At 66.4% G+C, this 15,237-nt stretch carries 12 protein-coding genes; 5 read left to right on the top strand and 7 right to left on the bottom strand.

Going from position 1 to position 15,237, the window contains the following annotated elements:
• Positions 1–10 precede the first annotated feature (10 nt).
• Positions 11–1,375: a 3-oxoacyl-ACP reductase gene (locus A5753_RS04745; RefSeq protein ID WP_067123945.1), complete on the bottom strand. Its 1,365-nt coding sequence runs from the start codon at positions 1,373–1,375 to the stop codon at positions 11–13.
• Positions 1,376–1,528: 153 nt separating this feature from the next.
• Between A5753_RS04745 and A5753_RS04740 the strand changes: the two genes are divergently transcribed.
• The gene (locus A5753_RS04740; RefSeq protein WP_067123944.1) at positions 1,529–2,863 is read left to right on the top strand and encodes an acetyl-CoA C-acetyltransferase; all 1,335 of its coding nucleotides are present in this window, start codon (positions 1,529–1,531) and stop codon (positions 2,861–2,863) included.
• A 335-nt stretch (positions 2,864–3,198) separates the two neighbouring features.
• On the opposite strand, the gene A5753_RS04735 is transcribed toward A5753_RS04740, so the two are convergent.
• On the bottom strand, positions 3,199–5,034 hold the full coding sequence (locus A5753_RS04735; protein ID WP_067123943.1) for an acyl-CoA dehydrogenase: 1,836 nt from the start codon (positions 5,032–5,034) through the stop codon (positions 3,199–3,201).
• A gap of 200 nt (positions 5,035–5,234) precedes the next feature.
• Between A5753_RS04735 and A5753_RS04730 the strand changes: the two genes are divergently transcribed.
• Together A5753_RS04730 and A5753_RS04725 are read left to right on the top strand one after the other, a co-directional pair.
• On the top strand, positions 5,235–6,266 hold the full coding sequence (locus A5753_RS04730; protein WP_067123941.1) for an isopenicillin N synthase family oxygenase: 1,032 nt from the start codon (positions 5,235–5,237) through the stop codon (positions 6,264–6,266).
• Positions 6,267–6,349: 83 nt separating this feature from the next.
• Positions 6,350–6,838 carry a flavin reductase family protein gene (locus A5753_RS04725; protein ID WP_067123936.1) on the top strand — a complete coding sequence of 163 codons (489 nt, stop codon included), beginning with the start codon at positions 6,350–6,352 and terminating at the stop codon, positions 6,836–6,838.
• Positions 6,839–7,125: 287 nt separating this feature from the next.
• Here A5753_RS04725 and A5753_RS04720 read toward each other — a convergent pair whose 3' ends face one another.
• The 4 genes from A5753_RS04720 to A5753_RS04705 form a co-directional block, all read right to left on the bottom strand.
• The gene (locus A5753_RS04720) at positions 7,126–7,872 is read right to left on the bottom strand and encodes a succinate dehydrogenase/fumarate reductase iron-sulfur subunit (RefSeq protein WP_067123930.1); all 747 of its coding nucleotides are present in this window, start codon (positions 7,870–7,872) and stop codon (positions 7,126–7,128) included.
• Entirely contained in the window at positions 7,869–9,788 is a 1,920-nt protein-coding gene (locus A5753_RS04715; RefSeq protein WP_067123928.1) for a fumarate reductase/succinate dehydrogenase flavoprotein subunit, read from the bottom strand. Before A5753_RS04715 ends, A5753_RS04720 begins: the two co-directional genes overlap by 4 nt.
• Positions 9,789–9,831: 43 nt before the next feature.
• The gene (locus tag A5753_RS04710) at positions 9,832–10,659 is read right to left on the bottom strand and encodes a hypothetical protein (protein ID WP_067123926.1); all 828 of its coding nucleotides are present in this window, start codon (positions 10,657–10,659) and stop codon (positions 9,832–9,834) included.
• An 81-nt stretch (positions 10,660–10,740) separates the two neighbouring features.
• Positions 10,741–11,046, bottom strand: coding sequence for a hypothetical protein (locus A5753_RS04705; protein WP_064953694.1), 306 nt, complete (start codon positions 11,044–11,046; stop codon positions 10,741–10,743).
• A gap of 106 nt (positions 11,047–11,152) precedes the next feature.
• Here A5753_RS04705 and A5753_RS04700 point away from each other — a divergent pair, with 106 nt between their 5' ends.
• Positions 11,153–11,914 (top strand): isocitrate lyase/phosphoenolpyruvate mutase family protein, encoded by a 762-nt coding sequence (locus A5753_RS04700; RefSeq protein WP_067123924.1) that lies wholly within the window; start codon positions 11,153–11,155, stop codon positions 11,912–11,914.
• A gap of 67 nt (positions 11,915–11,981) precedes the next feature.
• Here the strand turns inward: A5753_RS04700 and A5753_RS04695 are convergent, their stop codons facing one another.
• Positions 11,982–12,422, bottom strand: a complete 441-nt coding sequence (locus tag A5753_RS04695; RefSeq protein WP_067123922.1) for an Hsp20/alpha crystallin family protein — start codon at positions 12,420–12,422, stop codon at positions 11,982–11,984.
• A gap of 227 nt (positions 12,423–12,649) precedes the next feature.
• Here A5753_RS04695 and nirB point away from each other — a divergent pair, with 227 nt between their 5' ends.
• Positions 12,650–15,229: a nitrite reductase large subunit NirB gene (gene nirB, locus A5753_RS04690; RefSeq protein WP_082971172.1), complete on the top strand. Its 2,580-nt coding sequence runs from the start codon at positions 12,650–12,652 to the stop codon at positions 15,227–15,229.
• The last annotated feature ends 8 nt before the right edge of the window (positions 15,230–15,237 follow it).

Genomic DNA, 15,237 nt, shown 5'->3' with positions numbered 1-15,237 from the left:
GCCTTTTGCTCTATGCGCCCAGCATGGCCTGGCCGCAGACGCGAATGACGTTGCCCGTCACCGCGTTTGAAGCCGGGCTTGCGAAGTAGGCGATGGTTTCTGCGACGTCCACTGGCTGACCGCCCTGCAGCAGCGAGTTCAGCCGGCGTCCGACCTCGCGGGTGGCCAGCGGGATGGCGGCCGTCATCTGGGTTTCGATGAATCCGGGCGCGACGGCATTGATCGTGATGCCCTTGTCGTAGAGCTCCGGGGCCAGCGACTGGGTGAGACCGATCATGCCGGCCTTCGTTGTCGCGTAGTTAGTCTGGCCGCGGTTGCCGGCGATGCCGGCCATCGACGACAAGCCGATCACCCGACCACCCTCGCCGAGGGTGCCGTTAGACACCAGCCCTTCGGTAAGTCGCAGGGGGGCAAGCAGATTGACCGCCAGGACGGCGTCCCACCGAGCGTCGTCCATGTTGGCCAACAACTTGTCGCGGGTGATGCCGGCGTTGTTGACCAGCACGTCGGCGCGGCCGCCGTGGTGTTCGCGCAGGTGTTCGGTGATCTTGTCGACGGCGTCTTCGGCGGTGACGTCGAGCCACAGCGCGGTGCCCCCGACCCGGCTGGCGGTCTCGGCCAGCGCCTCGGCGGCCGATTCCACGTCGATCGCGACCACGCGTGCGCCGTCGCGGGCGAACACCTCGGCGATCGTCGCGCCGATTCCCCGGGCCGCGCCCGTGACGATGGCGACCTTCCCGTCCAGCGGGCGCTCCCAGTCCGCCGGGGGCATGGAATCCGCTTCACCGACGTAGAAGACCTGGCCGTCGACGTAGGCGGACTTGGCCGACAGGATGAACCGCATCGTCGATTCCAGGCCCGTGGCAGCGGGTTTGGCGTCCGGTGAGAGATAGACCAGGGCCACCGTGGTGCCGTTGCGCACCTCCTTGCCCAGCGAGCGGGTGAAGCCCTCCAACGCGCGCTGCGCGATCCGTTCGTGCGGGCTGGCGGCGGCGTCGGGCGTGGTGCCGACCACGGCAACGCGCGCCGAATGGCCAAGATTGCGCAGCAGCGGCGTGAAGAACTCGTAGAGCCCCCTGAGCCCCTCGGGCGTGGTGATGCCGGTGGCATCGAACACCAGGCCGCCGAACTTGTCGGCCCACCGACCGCCCAGGTTGTTGCCCACCAGGTCGTAATCGGCGTCCAGCGCCGCGCGCAGCGGTTCGACGACCCTGCCCTCCCCGCCGATCAGCAGGGCCCCGGCGAGTGGCGGTTCACCGGCCCGGTAGCGGCGCAGCGTCTCGGGTTGGGGTACGCCGAGCTGCTTGGCGAGAAACGATCCAGGACCGGAGTTGACGATCTGAGAGAACAGATCGGATGAAGCCTTGGGAGCCACCGGAGCTACCTTCCATATTCTTTCGAAGTCGGGGTATGCCTACAGCACAACCGTATCGAGGACGAACTTACTGCAGAGTAAGAACAGTGGGTAGTATGGCCCCAGACGGGGGATTCCCAAACCGGTAGACCGCAGAAACACGGAGAAAAAATAGTGGCCGCTGCAAGTTCTGAGGCAAGCAAACAACGCAGTTCCGAGCGGCGGCGCGTGGCCGTCCTCGGCGGCAACCGCATCCCGTTCGCGCGATCCGATGGTGCGTACGCGGAGGCGTCCAACCAGGACATGTTCACCGCCGCCCTGGAAGGGCTGGTCGATCGCTTCGGGCTGGCCGGCGAACGGCTGGGCCTGGTGGTCGGCGGCGCCGTCCTCAAGCACAGCCGGGACTTCAACCTGACGCGTGAATGCGTGCTCGGCTCGCAGCTGTCGTCCCACACGCCCGCGTTCGACCTGCAGCAGGCCTGCGGGACCGGGCTGCAGGCGGCCGTCAACGCCGCCGAGGGCATCGCGGCGGGTCGTTACGACGTGGCCGCCGCCGGCGGTGTGGACACCACCTCCGACGCGCCCATCGGTCTGGGCGACAACCTGCGCCGCACGCTGCTCAAGCTGCGCCGCGCCAAGTCCAACGTGCAACGGCTGAAGCTGGCGGGCACGCTGCCCGCGACGCTGGGCGTCGAGATCCCGGTCAACAGCGAACCCCGCACCGGGCTGTCCATGGGGGAACACCAGGCGCTGACCGCCAAGAAGATGGGCATCAGCCGGGTCGCCCAGGACGAGCTGGCCGCCGCCAGCCACCGCAACATGGCCGCCGCCTACGACCGCGGGTTCTTCGACGACCTGGTCACGCCGTTCTTGGGGCTGTACCGCGACGACAACCTGCGCGCGGACTCGTCGGCGGAGAAGCTAGCGAAGCTGCGTCCGGTGTTCGGCGTGAAGGCCGGTGACGCGACGATGACGGCCGGTAACTCGACCCCGCTGACCGACGGCGCGTCGGTGGCGCTGCTGGCCAGCGACGAGTGGGCGGCCGCGCATTCGTTGACCCCGTTGGCCTACCTGGTGGACTCGGAGACCGCAGCGGTCGACTACGTCAACGGCCGCGATGGCCTGCTGATGGCCCCGACCTACGCGGTGCCGCGGCTGCTCGCCCGCAACGGTCTGAGCCTGCAGGACTTCGACTTCTACGAGATCCATGAGGCGTTCGCGTCGGTGGTGCTGTGTCACCTGCAGGCGTGGGAATCCGAGGAGTACTGCAAGGAACGCCTCGGCCTGGACGCCGCGCTCGGTTCGATCGACCGGTCCAAGCTCAATGTCAACGGGTCCTCGCTGGCCGCCGGCCACCCGTTCGCGGCCACCGGCGGCCGGATCCTGGCCCAGGCGTCCAAACAGCTCGCCCAGCGCAAGGCCGAGCAGAAGGGCGGCGGCACCGTGCGCGCCCTGGTCTCGATCTGCGCCGCCGGCGGCCAGGGTGTCGCCGCGATTTTGGAGGCCTGACGGGTTCGTCGGCGCGTCACCGGCGCGGGCTTGACGCTGGTAATGAGTTAGGTCACTCCTGGTTAGTCGAATGAGGGCGCGGGTATTCGATCCACTGGATGGCCCCGTGTTGTGGTCTGACCCCCCGACCCCGACGGCAATACGGGGCATCCCCCGAATGCGAGCGCCGGCCCGTCGCCATCGGACTGGCGTACGAAAACGGCCGCCGCTGGAGTGAGGGGATCCAGCGGCGGCCTTTTCGCTGCACCCGAGGCTTCGGCGCGCGGTTTCCCTAACGACAAATCCCCCGCTTCGCGGTCGAAGCGGGGGATTTGCGCGTGGTGTTCGAGGTTGGCCTAGAAGGCGGCCTCGTCGAGCTCCATGATGTCGTTGTCCAGCGTGTCGATGACCTCGCGAGTGCTGGTCAGCAGGGGCAGGAAGTTCTTGGCGAAGAACGATGCCACCGCGATCTTGCCCTCGTAGAAGGACTTGTCCTCGCCGCTGGCGCCGGCGTCGAGCGCCGCCACGGCAACCGCCGCCTGGCGCTGCAACAACCAGCCGATGACCAGGTCACCGACGCTCATCAGGAAGCGCACCGAACCCAGACCCACCTTGTACAGGCTGGTCACGTCCTCCTGCGCCGCCATCAGGTAGCCGGTCAGCGTCGCCGCCATCGCCTGGACGTCGTCCAGAGCCTTGGCCAGCAGCTCCCGCTCGGTCTTCAGCCGCCCGTTGCCGGACTCGCTGTCGACGAACTTCTGGATCTGCTCGGACACGTGAGCCAGCGCAGTGCCCTTGTCGCGGACGATCTTGCGGAAGAAGAAGTCCTGCGCCTGGATGGCCGTGGTGCCCTCGTAGAGCGAGTCGATCTTGGCGTCCCGGATGTACTGCTCGATCGGGTAGTCCTGCAGGAAGCCGGAGCCGCCGAAGGTCTGCAGGCTCTCGGTGAGCTTGGCGTAAGCCTGCTCCGAGCCCACACCCTTGACGACCGGCAGCATCAGGTCGTTGACCTTGACCGCCAGCTCGGCGTCCACGCCGTGCAGTGCCTCGGCGACGGCCGAGTCCTGGTAGGTCGCCGTGAACAGGTACAGCGCGCGCAGACCCTCGGCGTAGGCCTTCTGGGTCATCAGCGAGCGGCGCACGTCCGGGTGGTGCGTGATGGTCACTCGCGGTGCGGTCTTGTCGGTCATCTGGGTCATGTCGGCACCCTGGACGCGAGACTTGGCGTATTCGAGCGCGTTCAGGTAACCGGTCGACAGGGTCGCGATGGCCTTGGTGCCGACCATCATGCGGGCCTGCTCGATCACCTCGAACATTTGCGCGATGCCGTTGTGTACCTCGCCGACCAGCCAGCCCTTGGCGGGGACATCGTGCTGGCCGAAGCTCAGCTCACATGTCGCCGATACCTTCAGGCCCATCTTGTGCTCGACGTTGGTGACGTAGACGCCGTTGCGCTCGCCCAGTTCACCGGTCTCGAAGTCGAACAGGAACTTTGGCACGAAGAACAGCGACAGGCCCTTGGTGCCAGGTCCGGCGCCCTCGGGGCGCGCCAACACCAGGTGGAAGATGTTTTCGAACAGGTCGCCGGAGTCGGCGGAGGTGATGAATCGCTTCACACCGTCGATGTGCCACGAACCGTCCTCCTGCTGGACTGCCTTGGTCCGCCCGGCGCCCACGTCGGAGCCGGCGTCCGGCTCGGTGAGCACCATGGTCGACCCCCAGCCGCGCTCGGCGGCCAGCTCGGCCCACTTCTTCTGCTCGTCGGTGCCGAGGTGGTGAAGGATCTGGGCGAAGCCAGCCCCACCGGCGTACATCCACACCGCCGGGTTGGCACCCAGAAGATGTTCGTGCAAAGCCCACAGCAGCGCCTTGGGCGCGGGCACTCCGCCCAGAGCCTCGTCAAGACCGACCTTGTCCCAACCCGCCTCGATGACGGCCTGGACGGACTTCTTGAAGGAATCCGGCAGCGTCACCGAGTGCGTCTTCGGGTCGAAGACCGGCGGATTGCGGTCACCCTCGACGAAGGAGTCCGCGACCGGCCCCTCGGCCAGTCGGCTGATCTCGCTCAGCATTTCTTGGGCTGTTTCGGCGTCCAGGTCGGCGTATTCGCCCTGGCCCAGCGCCTTGTCAACGCCCAGAACTTCGAACAAGTTGAATACTTGGTCGCGGACGTTGCTCTTGTAGTGGCTCACTACGGTCCTCCTCGTTGAGAATGCCACTTGTGGTTGGGTACTAGGTCTAAGTTACCCACCAGTAACAACACTAAAATATCGCTCGCGTCAGTGGTATGCAAGTCAATGTGAGCTAGATTTCATTACCTAATTAACCAACCGGTTGGGAAGCTGCTGGTCATGCCGTTGAAATCCGATCTACCTGCGGCGATGATGCGCGCATGACCGATGTGCCCGCCGTCACTGTGCCGCCCCCGGAGCTGGCCACGGTGGACCTGCGGGCCGACCCGGGCCGCCTGCGGGACGGCCTGCGCGCGGCCGGCCACGAAATCGGGTTCTTCTACCTCACCGGTCACGACGTACCGCCGGATTTGGTGACGCGGGTCCTGGACGCCGCCCGCCGGCTCTTCGCGTTGCCGCAACGGGACAAGGACGCCGTCGCGATGGTGCGCAGCCCCCATTTCCGCGGCTACACCCGGCTCGGCGGCGAGTTGACTCGCGGCAAGGTCGATTGGCGCGAGCAGATCGACGTCGGGCCGGAGCGCACGCCGATCGGTGGGCTGGACGGGTCCGACTATCGGTGGCTGCAGGGGCCCAACCAGTGGCCGGCCGCGCTGCCGGACCTGCCCGGGATCGTCGGGGAGTGGGACGCCGCGCTGTCCACGGTGGCCCGCACGCTGCTGCAGCACTGGGCGACGTCGCTGGGCAGTCCGGCCGATGTGTTCGACGCGGCCTTCGCCGACGCGCCGGCCACGCTGATCAAGATCATCCGCTACCCCGGCGGCGCGGCCAGCCCGCAGGGCGTGGGCGCGCACCGCGACTCCGGGGTGCTGACGCTGTTGTTGGCCGAGCCGGGCAGCAGGGGCCTGCAGGTGCGGCTGCCCGGAGGACGACATTCGAACGGCGGCTGGATCGACGTGGCGCCGCGCGAGGGCGCATTCATCGTCAACATCGGTGAACTACTGGAGGTGGCGACGCGCGGCTACCTACGGGCCACCGAGCACCGCGTCAACCTGCGGGGGCCGGCTACCGACCGCATCTCGGTGCCCTTCTTCTTCAACCCCCGCTTGGATGCGCGGATACCGGTGCTGTCGCTGCCCGAAGAACTCGAGGCACGCGCGCGGCGGGTGGACGATCCATCGGATCCGATCTTTGCGGTCTACGGCCGCAACGCGTGGAAGAGCAGACTGCGGGCCCATCCGGATGTCGCCGCGGCGCACGGATATTCGGCAGAACGCTTAGAAAACGGGTAAGGGTGGCCGCGCCCGGGCGAGTGACGCCGGGTAGGGTCAAATCCGACAAGTCCCGTCTCCGGCTCTAGGGGCGAATAAGTCCGGTGAACTCGAATAACAAGCTGACAGCGTCGTCACTTCGGGAGGCCTTTGGTCATTTCCCGTCCGGTGTCGTGGCGATCGCCGCCGAGGTGAATGGAACGCGGGAAGGTTTGGCCGCCAGCACTTTTGTGCCCGTATCGCTGGATCCGCCGTTGGTGTCGTTCTGCGTGCAGAACACCTCGACGACATGGCCCAAGCTCAAGGATCTGCCGATGCTCGGCATCAGCGTGCTGGGCGAGGAGCATGACGAGGCCGCGCGCTCGCTGGCCGCCAAGACCGGCGACAGGTTCGCGGGGTTGGAAACGGTCTCACGGTCCACCGGCGCGGTGTTCATCAAGGGCACCGGCCTCTGGCTGGAAAGCGCGATCGAGCAGCTCATCCCGGCGGGCGATCACACCATCGTGGTGTTGCGGGTCAGCGAGGTGACGGTGGACGCCGAGGTGGCGCCCATCGTGTTCCATCGGAGCGTATTCCGCCGCCTCGGCGCGTAATCGCGTTGCTCAGCCGGCCGACCGGCTTGGGCCGCCGACTCAGCTCGTGGCGGAAGTCGTCGATACGGTGTTCGATATCGGCGGCGTCGCCCTGCCGCCCCTCCTTGTGGGCCAGCTGGGCCCGCACCGACAGCTGCCGGATCGCCGTGCGAATCTGGTTGATGCTGGGGGTTTCTCGCGTCGGATTCATTCACTGCCTTCCGGTCGTCACTCGACCGCCGTTGCCGGCGGCGCGACAGGACGCAGTTCGGCTACCCGAAGCCGCCCGGACCTTAACGCCCGGCGGCTCAGCGACGGAACAGCTTGTTACCGAGCCACACCACCGGGTCGTACTTGCGGTCGGCGACCCGCTCTTTCATCGGAATCAGCGCGTTGTCGGTGATCTTGATGTTTTCCGGGCAGACCTCGGTGCAGCACTTGGTGATGTTGCAGTAGCCCAGCCCATGCTCGTCCTGAGCGTCGTTGCGCCGGTCGCGGGTGTCCAGCGGGTGCATCTCCAGCTCGGCGATCCGCATCAGGAAGCGCGGGCCGGCGAACGCCTTCTTGTTCTCTTCGTGGTCGCGCACCACGTGGCACACGTTCTGGCACAGGAAGCACTCGATGCACTTGCGGAACTCCTGGGAGCGTCCGACGTCTTCCTGCGCCATCCGGTACTCCCCGGGCTGCAGGTCCTTCGGCGGCGCGAAAGACGGTATCTCGCGGGCCTTTTCGTAGTTGAACGAAACGTCGGTGACCAGGTCACGAATCACCGGGAACGTCCGCAGCGGTGTGACCGTGACGACCTCGTCCTCGGCGAACGTGGACATCCGGGTCATGCAGAGCAGCCGCGGCTTGCCGTTGATCTCCGCCGAGCAGGAGCCACACTTGCCCGCTTTGCAGTTCCACCGCACCGCCAGGTCGGGCGTCTGGGTCTGCTGCAGGCGGTGGATGATGTCGAGGACGACCTCGCCCTCGTTGACCTCAACCGTGAAGTCCTGCAGACCACCGTCGGCGTCATCGCCGCGCCACACCCGCATCGTCGCGTTGTAGGTCATTTGCCACTCCGTCCTGGGTGCCCGGCGAGTTCTTCGTCGGTGTAGTACTTCTCCAGCTCGGCGATGTCGAACAGCTCCAGCAGATCAGGCCGCATCGGCGTCTGATCCTTCTTCGTGATGGTGATGTCGGGGATCACGTCGTCGCTGTCGGCCGCCTCGCACACCAGCAGCACCTTGCGCCACGACGAGTCCATCGACGGATGGTCGTCGCGGGTGTGTCCGCCGCGGCTCTCGGTGCGCTGCAGCGCGGCCTTGGCGACACACTCGCTGACCAGCAGCATGTTGCGCAGGTCGATGGCGAGGTTCCAGGCCGGGTTGTAGCGGCGCTGCCCCTCCACGTGGAGGTTCTTGAACCGCGCCCGCAGCTTGTCGAGCCGCGCCAGGGCCTCCGTGATCTCGTCGGACTTACGGATGATGCCCACCAGGTCGTTCATCGACTGTTGCAGTTCCAGCTGCAGGGTGTAGGGGTTCTCCCCGGCGGCGCCGTTGGCCGGCGCCTCGAAGGGCAACAGCGCCCGCTTCGCCGCCGCCTCGACGGCGTCGTCGGCGATCGCCGGACGGCTGCTCAAGGCCCGCACGTAGTCGGCCGCGCCCAAACCGGCCCGCCGGCCGAACACCAGCAGGTCCGACAGTGAGTTGCCGCCCAGCCGGTTCGAGCCGTGCATGCCGCCGGAGCATTCGCCGGCGGCGAAGAGCCCGGGGACCGTGGCGGCGCCGGTGTCGGCGTCCACCTCGACGCCGCCCATCACGTAGTGGCAGGTCGGCCCGACTTCCATCGGCTCCTTGGTGATGTCGACGCCGGCCAGCTCCTTGAACTGGTGGTACATCGACGGCAGGCGGCGATTGATCTCCGCCGGCGTCAGCCGCGACGCGATGTCGAGGAATACGCCGCCGTGTGGGCTGCCCCGTCCGGCCTTGACCTCGGAGTTGATCGCGCGCGCGACCTCGTCGCGCGGCAGCAGGTCCGGGGTGCGGCGGGCTGAGTCGTTGTCCTTGAGCCACTGATCGGCTTCTTGTTCGGACTCGGCGTACTGCCCCTTGAACACCGACGGGATGTAATCGAACATGAACCGCTTGTCGTCGGAGTTCTTCAGCACCCCACCGTCGCCGCGAACGCCCTCGGTGACCAGGATCCCCTTCACACTCGGCGGCCACACCATGCCCGTCGGGTGGAATTGGACGAACTCCATGTTGATCAGCGACGCGCCCGCCCGCAGGGCCAGAGCGTGGCCGTCGCCGGTGTACTCCCACGAGTTCGAGGTGACCTTGAACGACTTGCCGATCCCGCCGGTGGCCAGCACCACCGCGGGCGCCTCGAACAAGATGAAGTTTCCGCTTTCGCGGATGTAGCCGAACGCCCCGGCGATCGCGTCGCCGTCCTTGATCAGCTCGGTGATCGTGGTTTCGGCGAACACGCGGATCCGGGCTTCGTAGTCGCCAAGCTCGGCGAAATCCTCCTGCTGCAGCGACACGATCTTCTGCTGCATGGTGCGGATCAGCTCCAGGCCGGTGCGGTCACCGACGTGGGCCAGCCGGGGGTAGGTGTGCCCGCCGAAGTTGCGCTGGCTGATCTTTCCGTCCTTGAGGCGATCGAACAGCGCGCCATAGGTTTCCAGCTCCCAGACGCGGTCCGGGGCTTCCTTGGCGTGCAGTTCTGCCATGCGCCAGTTGTTGAGGAATTTCCCCCCGCGCATCGTGTCGCCGAAGTGGGTCGTCCAGTTGTCCTTCGGGTTGGTGTTGCCCATGGACGCCGCGCAGCCACCCTCGGCCATCACCGTGTGGGCCTTGCCGAACAGCGACTTGCACACCACCGCGACCCGCAGACCCCGTTCGCGCGCTTCGATAACCGCACGCAGCCCGGCGCCGCCGGCACCGATCACGACCACGTCGTAGGTGTGCCGCTCGATTTCGACCATGAAACCCTCGCTACTAAATTCTGATTAATTTCGAAATGGCTTGTCAGCCAATAAATCTCAGGTCAGGAATGGTACCGCTGGCTACTAGCGCGACGTAGAAGTCGGTGAGCATCAGCGTGCCCAGCGTGATCCAGGCGTACATCTTGTGTCGGGTGTTGATGACACTGACCTGTGTCCAGATCCAGTACCGCACAGGGTGCTTGGAGAAATGCTTGAGCCGCCCGCCGGTCACGTGCCGGCAGGAGTGGCAGGACAGCGTGTAGATCCAGAGCATGATGACGTTGCCGAGCAGGATCAGATTGCCCAGACCGAAACCGAATCCGCCGGGCCCGCTGTCGGAGTGGAAAGCGACGATGGCGTCGTAGGTGTTGATCACCGAGATGATGCCGGCGATGTAGAAGAAGTACCGGTGCGTGTTCTGGATGATCAGGGGGAACCTCGTCTCGCCGGTGTAGTGTGCGCGCGGCTCGGCCACGGCGCAGGCGCTGGGCGACTGCCACACCGTGCGGTAGTAGGCGCCGCGGTAGTAGTAGCAGGTCAACCGGAACAGCAGCAGAAACGGCAGCGATAGCGCCGCGTACGGCAGCCACCACACGTCGGGCAGGAACTGCGGCCAGATGTCGCCGGCCTCACCGCAACCCTTGCTCACACAGGGCGAGTAGAACGGCGTCAGGTAGTGGTATTTGGGGACGAAGAAGTAATTCTGTTGGAACGCTCGCGCTGTCGCATATATAAGGAAAGCGGCGAAGCCGAGATCGATTCGCAGGGGCGACATCCACCACCGGTCGGTGCGCAGGGTGCGTTGCTGGATACGGGCGCGCGTGGGTGAAAAGACACCGGACGCAGGACGGTTCGCCGTGGGTGCGCTCATTTAGTGTGTTCCTCTTCGAACGGGCTGTAGGTCGAAGGGTACACAGAGGAAAGCCCCCCTTTTCTGGGGGGCTTGGGTTGTTCAGGCCCTGTTGTGACCGCCGACACCCTCGTCGTCGACGTCGCGCCAGAATTCGCTGTCGTACTGGGTGTCTGGAATGACGATCTTCTCGCCGGACTGCTGCACGGTGGCGCCGGCCAGGTCCAATTCGGACACGTCGGTGTCGAGCAGGTCGACGTCGGACATGATGCGGTCGGCGTCGATGACGATGCGCCGCATGGCCGGGCTGTCACCGTATCGGGCCCGCAGGGAACTCACGCACCGCCGCAGGCCGCCGATGAGGTCGTGGAGTTCGGCGAATTCGGTCGTGCCAGTCGTGCTCGTCAACGGATCTCCTCGGCAGTGTTTCGGATCACAGTACGCCCTCGATACTATCCACGGCACACGCCACACGTCAGTCCGTTGAGCCCGGATGCCGAGGGAGCAGACACCTATGACGGGACGCACCACACCGGCCGAGCGGGCCGCCACGCTGCTGGAACTGCATCGGCCGGGCGACCCGGTCATCCTGCCGACCGTGTGGGATGCCTGGTCGGCGCGGCTGGCGACCGACGCCGGATTCGCCGCCCTGACCGTGGGCAGTCACCCGATGGCGGACTCGATCGGCAAACCCGACAACGAGGGCATGTCGTTTGACGACGTCCTCACCCGGGTCGCACAGATCACCGCCGCCGTCGACGTCCCGATATCGGTGGACATCGAATCCGGGTACGGGCAGTCGGCGGCCCGGCTGATCGAGGGCCTGCTGAGCGTCGGCGCCGTCGGGCTCAACATCGAAGACACCGTGCATTCGGAGGGCAAGCGGTTGCGGTCGGCCGACGAACACGCCGCGTTGGTCGGCGAGCTGCGGTCGGCCGCCGACGCGGCCGGGGTGCACGTCGTCATCAATGCCCGGACGGATCTGTTCCTGCGCCAGGACGGCGAGGCGTCCGATCGCGTCGAACGGGCGGTGGCGCGCCTGAATCAGGCGGCGGCCGCCGGCGCCGATGTGTTGTACCCGGTGGGTCGCCACGACCCCGACACGTTGCGGCGCTTGACCGCCGAGTTGGAGTTGCCGGTCAACGCGATCGCGCTGCCCGACCAGGACGACCCGGCGCCCTTCGGTCCGTTGGGTGTGGCGCGCATCAGCTTCGGGCCGTTCCTGCAGGCAGCGCTGGCGACGCGGGCCAAGGAGTTGCTGGCCCGCTGGGGCTGACGCGCCTAATCCGGCGGAGCCGTTGCGACTCCGCCGGATTCGGCTGTTGCTCCGGACTGACCGGAGACTATTTGGTGATCTCGATGCGCTGCGCCTGGTTGTCGGCGTACGCACCGGCCACCCGCACCGTCAGCACACCGGCGTCGTAGGTCGCCGTGATGGCGTCGCCGGTGACGTGGCCGGGCAGCTGGAAGGAGCGGCGGAACGATCCGTACCGGATCTCGCGCAGCGTGCGGCCTTCCTTCTCTTCCGAACGCTGATCGCGGTGCTCGCCGTGAATGACCAACCGGCCGCGATCGACCTCCACGTTGACATCCTGGTCGACGTCAACGCCTGGGAGTTCGACCCGTACTATCGCGTCGTCGCCGTCCTTGACGATCTCGGCGGCGGGCTTGAAACCGCTGGTCGCCGCCCTGTTCCAATCCGCCGCGGCGGCGGGTCCGAAAAAGTCGCGCAACCACCGGTCGGTGTCCCAGGCCGGCCGCGACCACAATGCGAGGCTACTCATGGCGCTTCCCTTCTAATTCCTTGAGCTTGATTGTGAGATTCCTGTGACCGGTGCCTGCGCGACCGGCTACTAGGGCAAACATGAGTCGACCCCGCTAAAGTTCCACCTTGTCGTTCGCCGGCAGCGAACGATCAATCACAGGCCTTCCTGTGAGTTGTGAGATCCTCGTCATAGGACCGTCACATTGCGCGAAAAGAACGTAATTTCTGGCCGTTACTCTCAAAGCCATGTCTGCAGACGGGATTTCGGGCGCCAGCTGTGCGCGCCGTCACATCATCGTAGTCGGACATGGCATGGTGGGTCACCGATTCGTCGAGGCGCTCCGCGCCCGTGACACCGAGGGACTCTGGCGTGTCACGGTTTTCGCCGAGGAGACCGACGCGGCCTACGACCGCGTGGGCCTGACCTCCTACACCGAAAGCTGGGATCGCAAGCTATTGGCGTTGCCCGGCAACGAATACGAGGGTGACGAGCTGGTCCGGCTGGTGCTCAACGAACGCGTCACCGAAATAGACCGCGCCGCAAAGACGGTGGTGACGGCGGACGGTCAGCGACACGGCTACGACACGTTGGTCCTGGCGACCGGCTCGTACGCCTTCGTGCCGCCGGTGCCGGGCCACGATCTGCCCGCATGCCACGTGTACCGCACGCTTGACGACCTCGACGCGATCCGCGCCGACGCCCAGCGCACGGCCGAAACCTCGCACGCCACCGCGGGTGTCGTGATCGGCGGCGGCCTGCTCGGCCTGGAAGCCGCTAATGCGCTGCGCCAGTTCGGGTTGCAGACCCACGTCATCGAGATGATGCCGCGGCTGATGGCCCAGCAGATCGACGAGGCCGGCGGTGGGCTGCTGGCCAGAATGATCGGCGAGCTCGGCATCTCGGTGCACGTCGGCACTGGAACCGAATCGATCGAGGCGGTCGAGCATTCGGACGGCACCACCTCGGTGCGGGTGAGCCTGACCGACGGCCAGGTCATCGACGCCGGTCTGGTGATCTTCGCCGCCGGCATCCGGCCGCGCGACGAGCTGGCGACCGCGGCCGGACTGACCCGCGCCGAGCGTGGCGGGGTGCTCACCGACGTGGCTTGCCAGACAAGCGATCCCGACATCTACGCCATCGGTGAGGTCGCCGCGATCGGCGGTCGCTGCTACGGCCTGGTTGGTCCGGGTTACACCTCCGCCGAGGTGGTGGCCGATCGGCTGCTGGACGGCGTCGCGGAGTTCGGCGAGGCGGACCTGTCCACGAAGCTCAAACTGCTCGGCGTCGACGTGGCCAGCTTCGGCGACGCGATGGGGACGACCGAGAACTGTCTCGAGGTCGCCATCAACGATGCGGTCAACCGCACCTACGCCAAGCTCGTGCTCTCCGACGACGCCAAGACGCTGCTCGGCGGTGTGCTGGTCGGCGACGCCTCGTCCTACGGGGTGCTGCGGCCCATGGTCGGCAGCGAGCTGCCCGGCGACCCGCTGGCGCTGATCGCGCCGGCATCCTCCGGCAGCGGTACCGCGTTGGGCGTTGGGGCGCTGCCGGATTCGGCGCAGATCTGCTCGTGCAACAACGTCACCAAGGGCGATCTGAAGTGTGCGATCGCCGACGGCTGCGCCGATGTCCCCGCGCTCAAGGCGTGCACCTCGGCCGGCACCTCGTGTGGGTCGTGCGTGCCGCTGCTCAAGCAGCTGCTGGAAGCCGAGGGCGTGGAACAGTCCAAGGCGCTCTGCGAGCACTTCAGCCAATCGCGGGCGGAGCTTTTCGAGATCATCTCCGCCACCGAGCTCCGCACCTTCTCCGGGCTGCTGGAGCGCTTTGGCCGCGGAAAGGGTTGCGACATCTGCAAACCCGTGGTCGCCTCGATCCTGGCCTCCACCGGGTCGGATCACATCCTCGAAGGCGAGCAGGCCTCGCTGCAGGATTCCAACGACCACTTCCTGGCCAACATTCAGAAGAACGGCAGCTACTCGGTAGTGCCCCGGGTCCCCGGAGGGGACATCAAGCCAGAGCACCTGATCCTGATCGGCCAGATCGCCCAGGACTTCGGGCTCTACACCAAGATCACCGGCGGCCAGCGGATCGACATGTTCGGCGCCCGGGTGGACCAACTTCCGGAGATCTGGAAGCGCCTGGTCGACGGCGGCATGGAATCCGGCCACGCGTACGGCAAGGCGCTGCGCACGGTGAAGAGCTGCGTGGGCACCGACTGGTGCCGCTACGGGCAGCAGGATTCGGTGCAGCTGGCCATCGATTTGGAACTGCGCTACCGCGGCTTGCGGGCACCGCACAAGATCAAGATGGGCGTCTCGGGTTGCGCGCGGGAGTGTGCCGAAGCCCGGTCCAAGGACGTCGGCGTCATCGCCACCGAAAAGGGTTGGAACCTGTACGTCGGCGGCAACGGCGGCATGACGCCCAAGCACGCGCAGCTGTTGGCCAGCGATCTGGACACCGAAACGCTGGTCCGCTACGTCGACCGGTTCGTCATGTACTACATCCGGACGGCCGATCGGCTGCAACGCACGGCGCCGTGGGTCGACTCGCTCGACGGCGGGCTCGACCACGTGCGCGAGGTCGTGTGCGACGACTCGCTCGGCCTGGCCGGGGAATTCGAGGCCGCAATGGAGCGGCATGTGCAGAACTACAAGTGCGAATGGAAGGGCGTGCTGGACGACCCGGACAAGCTGTCGCGGTTCGTGTCGTTCGTCAACGCCCCGGACGCCGTCGACTCAACCGTGACGTTCACCGAGCATGCCGGTCGCAAAATCCCTGTGTCCATTGGCATGCCGCGGGTCCGTGAAGCGACAACGGAGGAATGAGGAACCGA

Source organism: Mycobacterium sp. 852002-51971_SCH5477799-a (genome assembly GCF_001667145.1).
Classification (GTDB): Bacteria; Actinomycetota; Actinomycetes; order Mycobacteriales; family Mycobacteriaceae; genus Mycobacterium.
The sequence above is the reverse complement of the archived record's forward strand: the minus strand, read 5'-3'. Positions and strand labels throughout refer to the sequence as shown.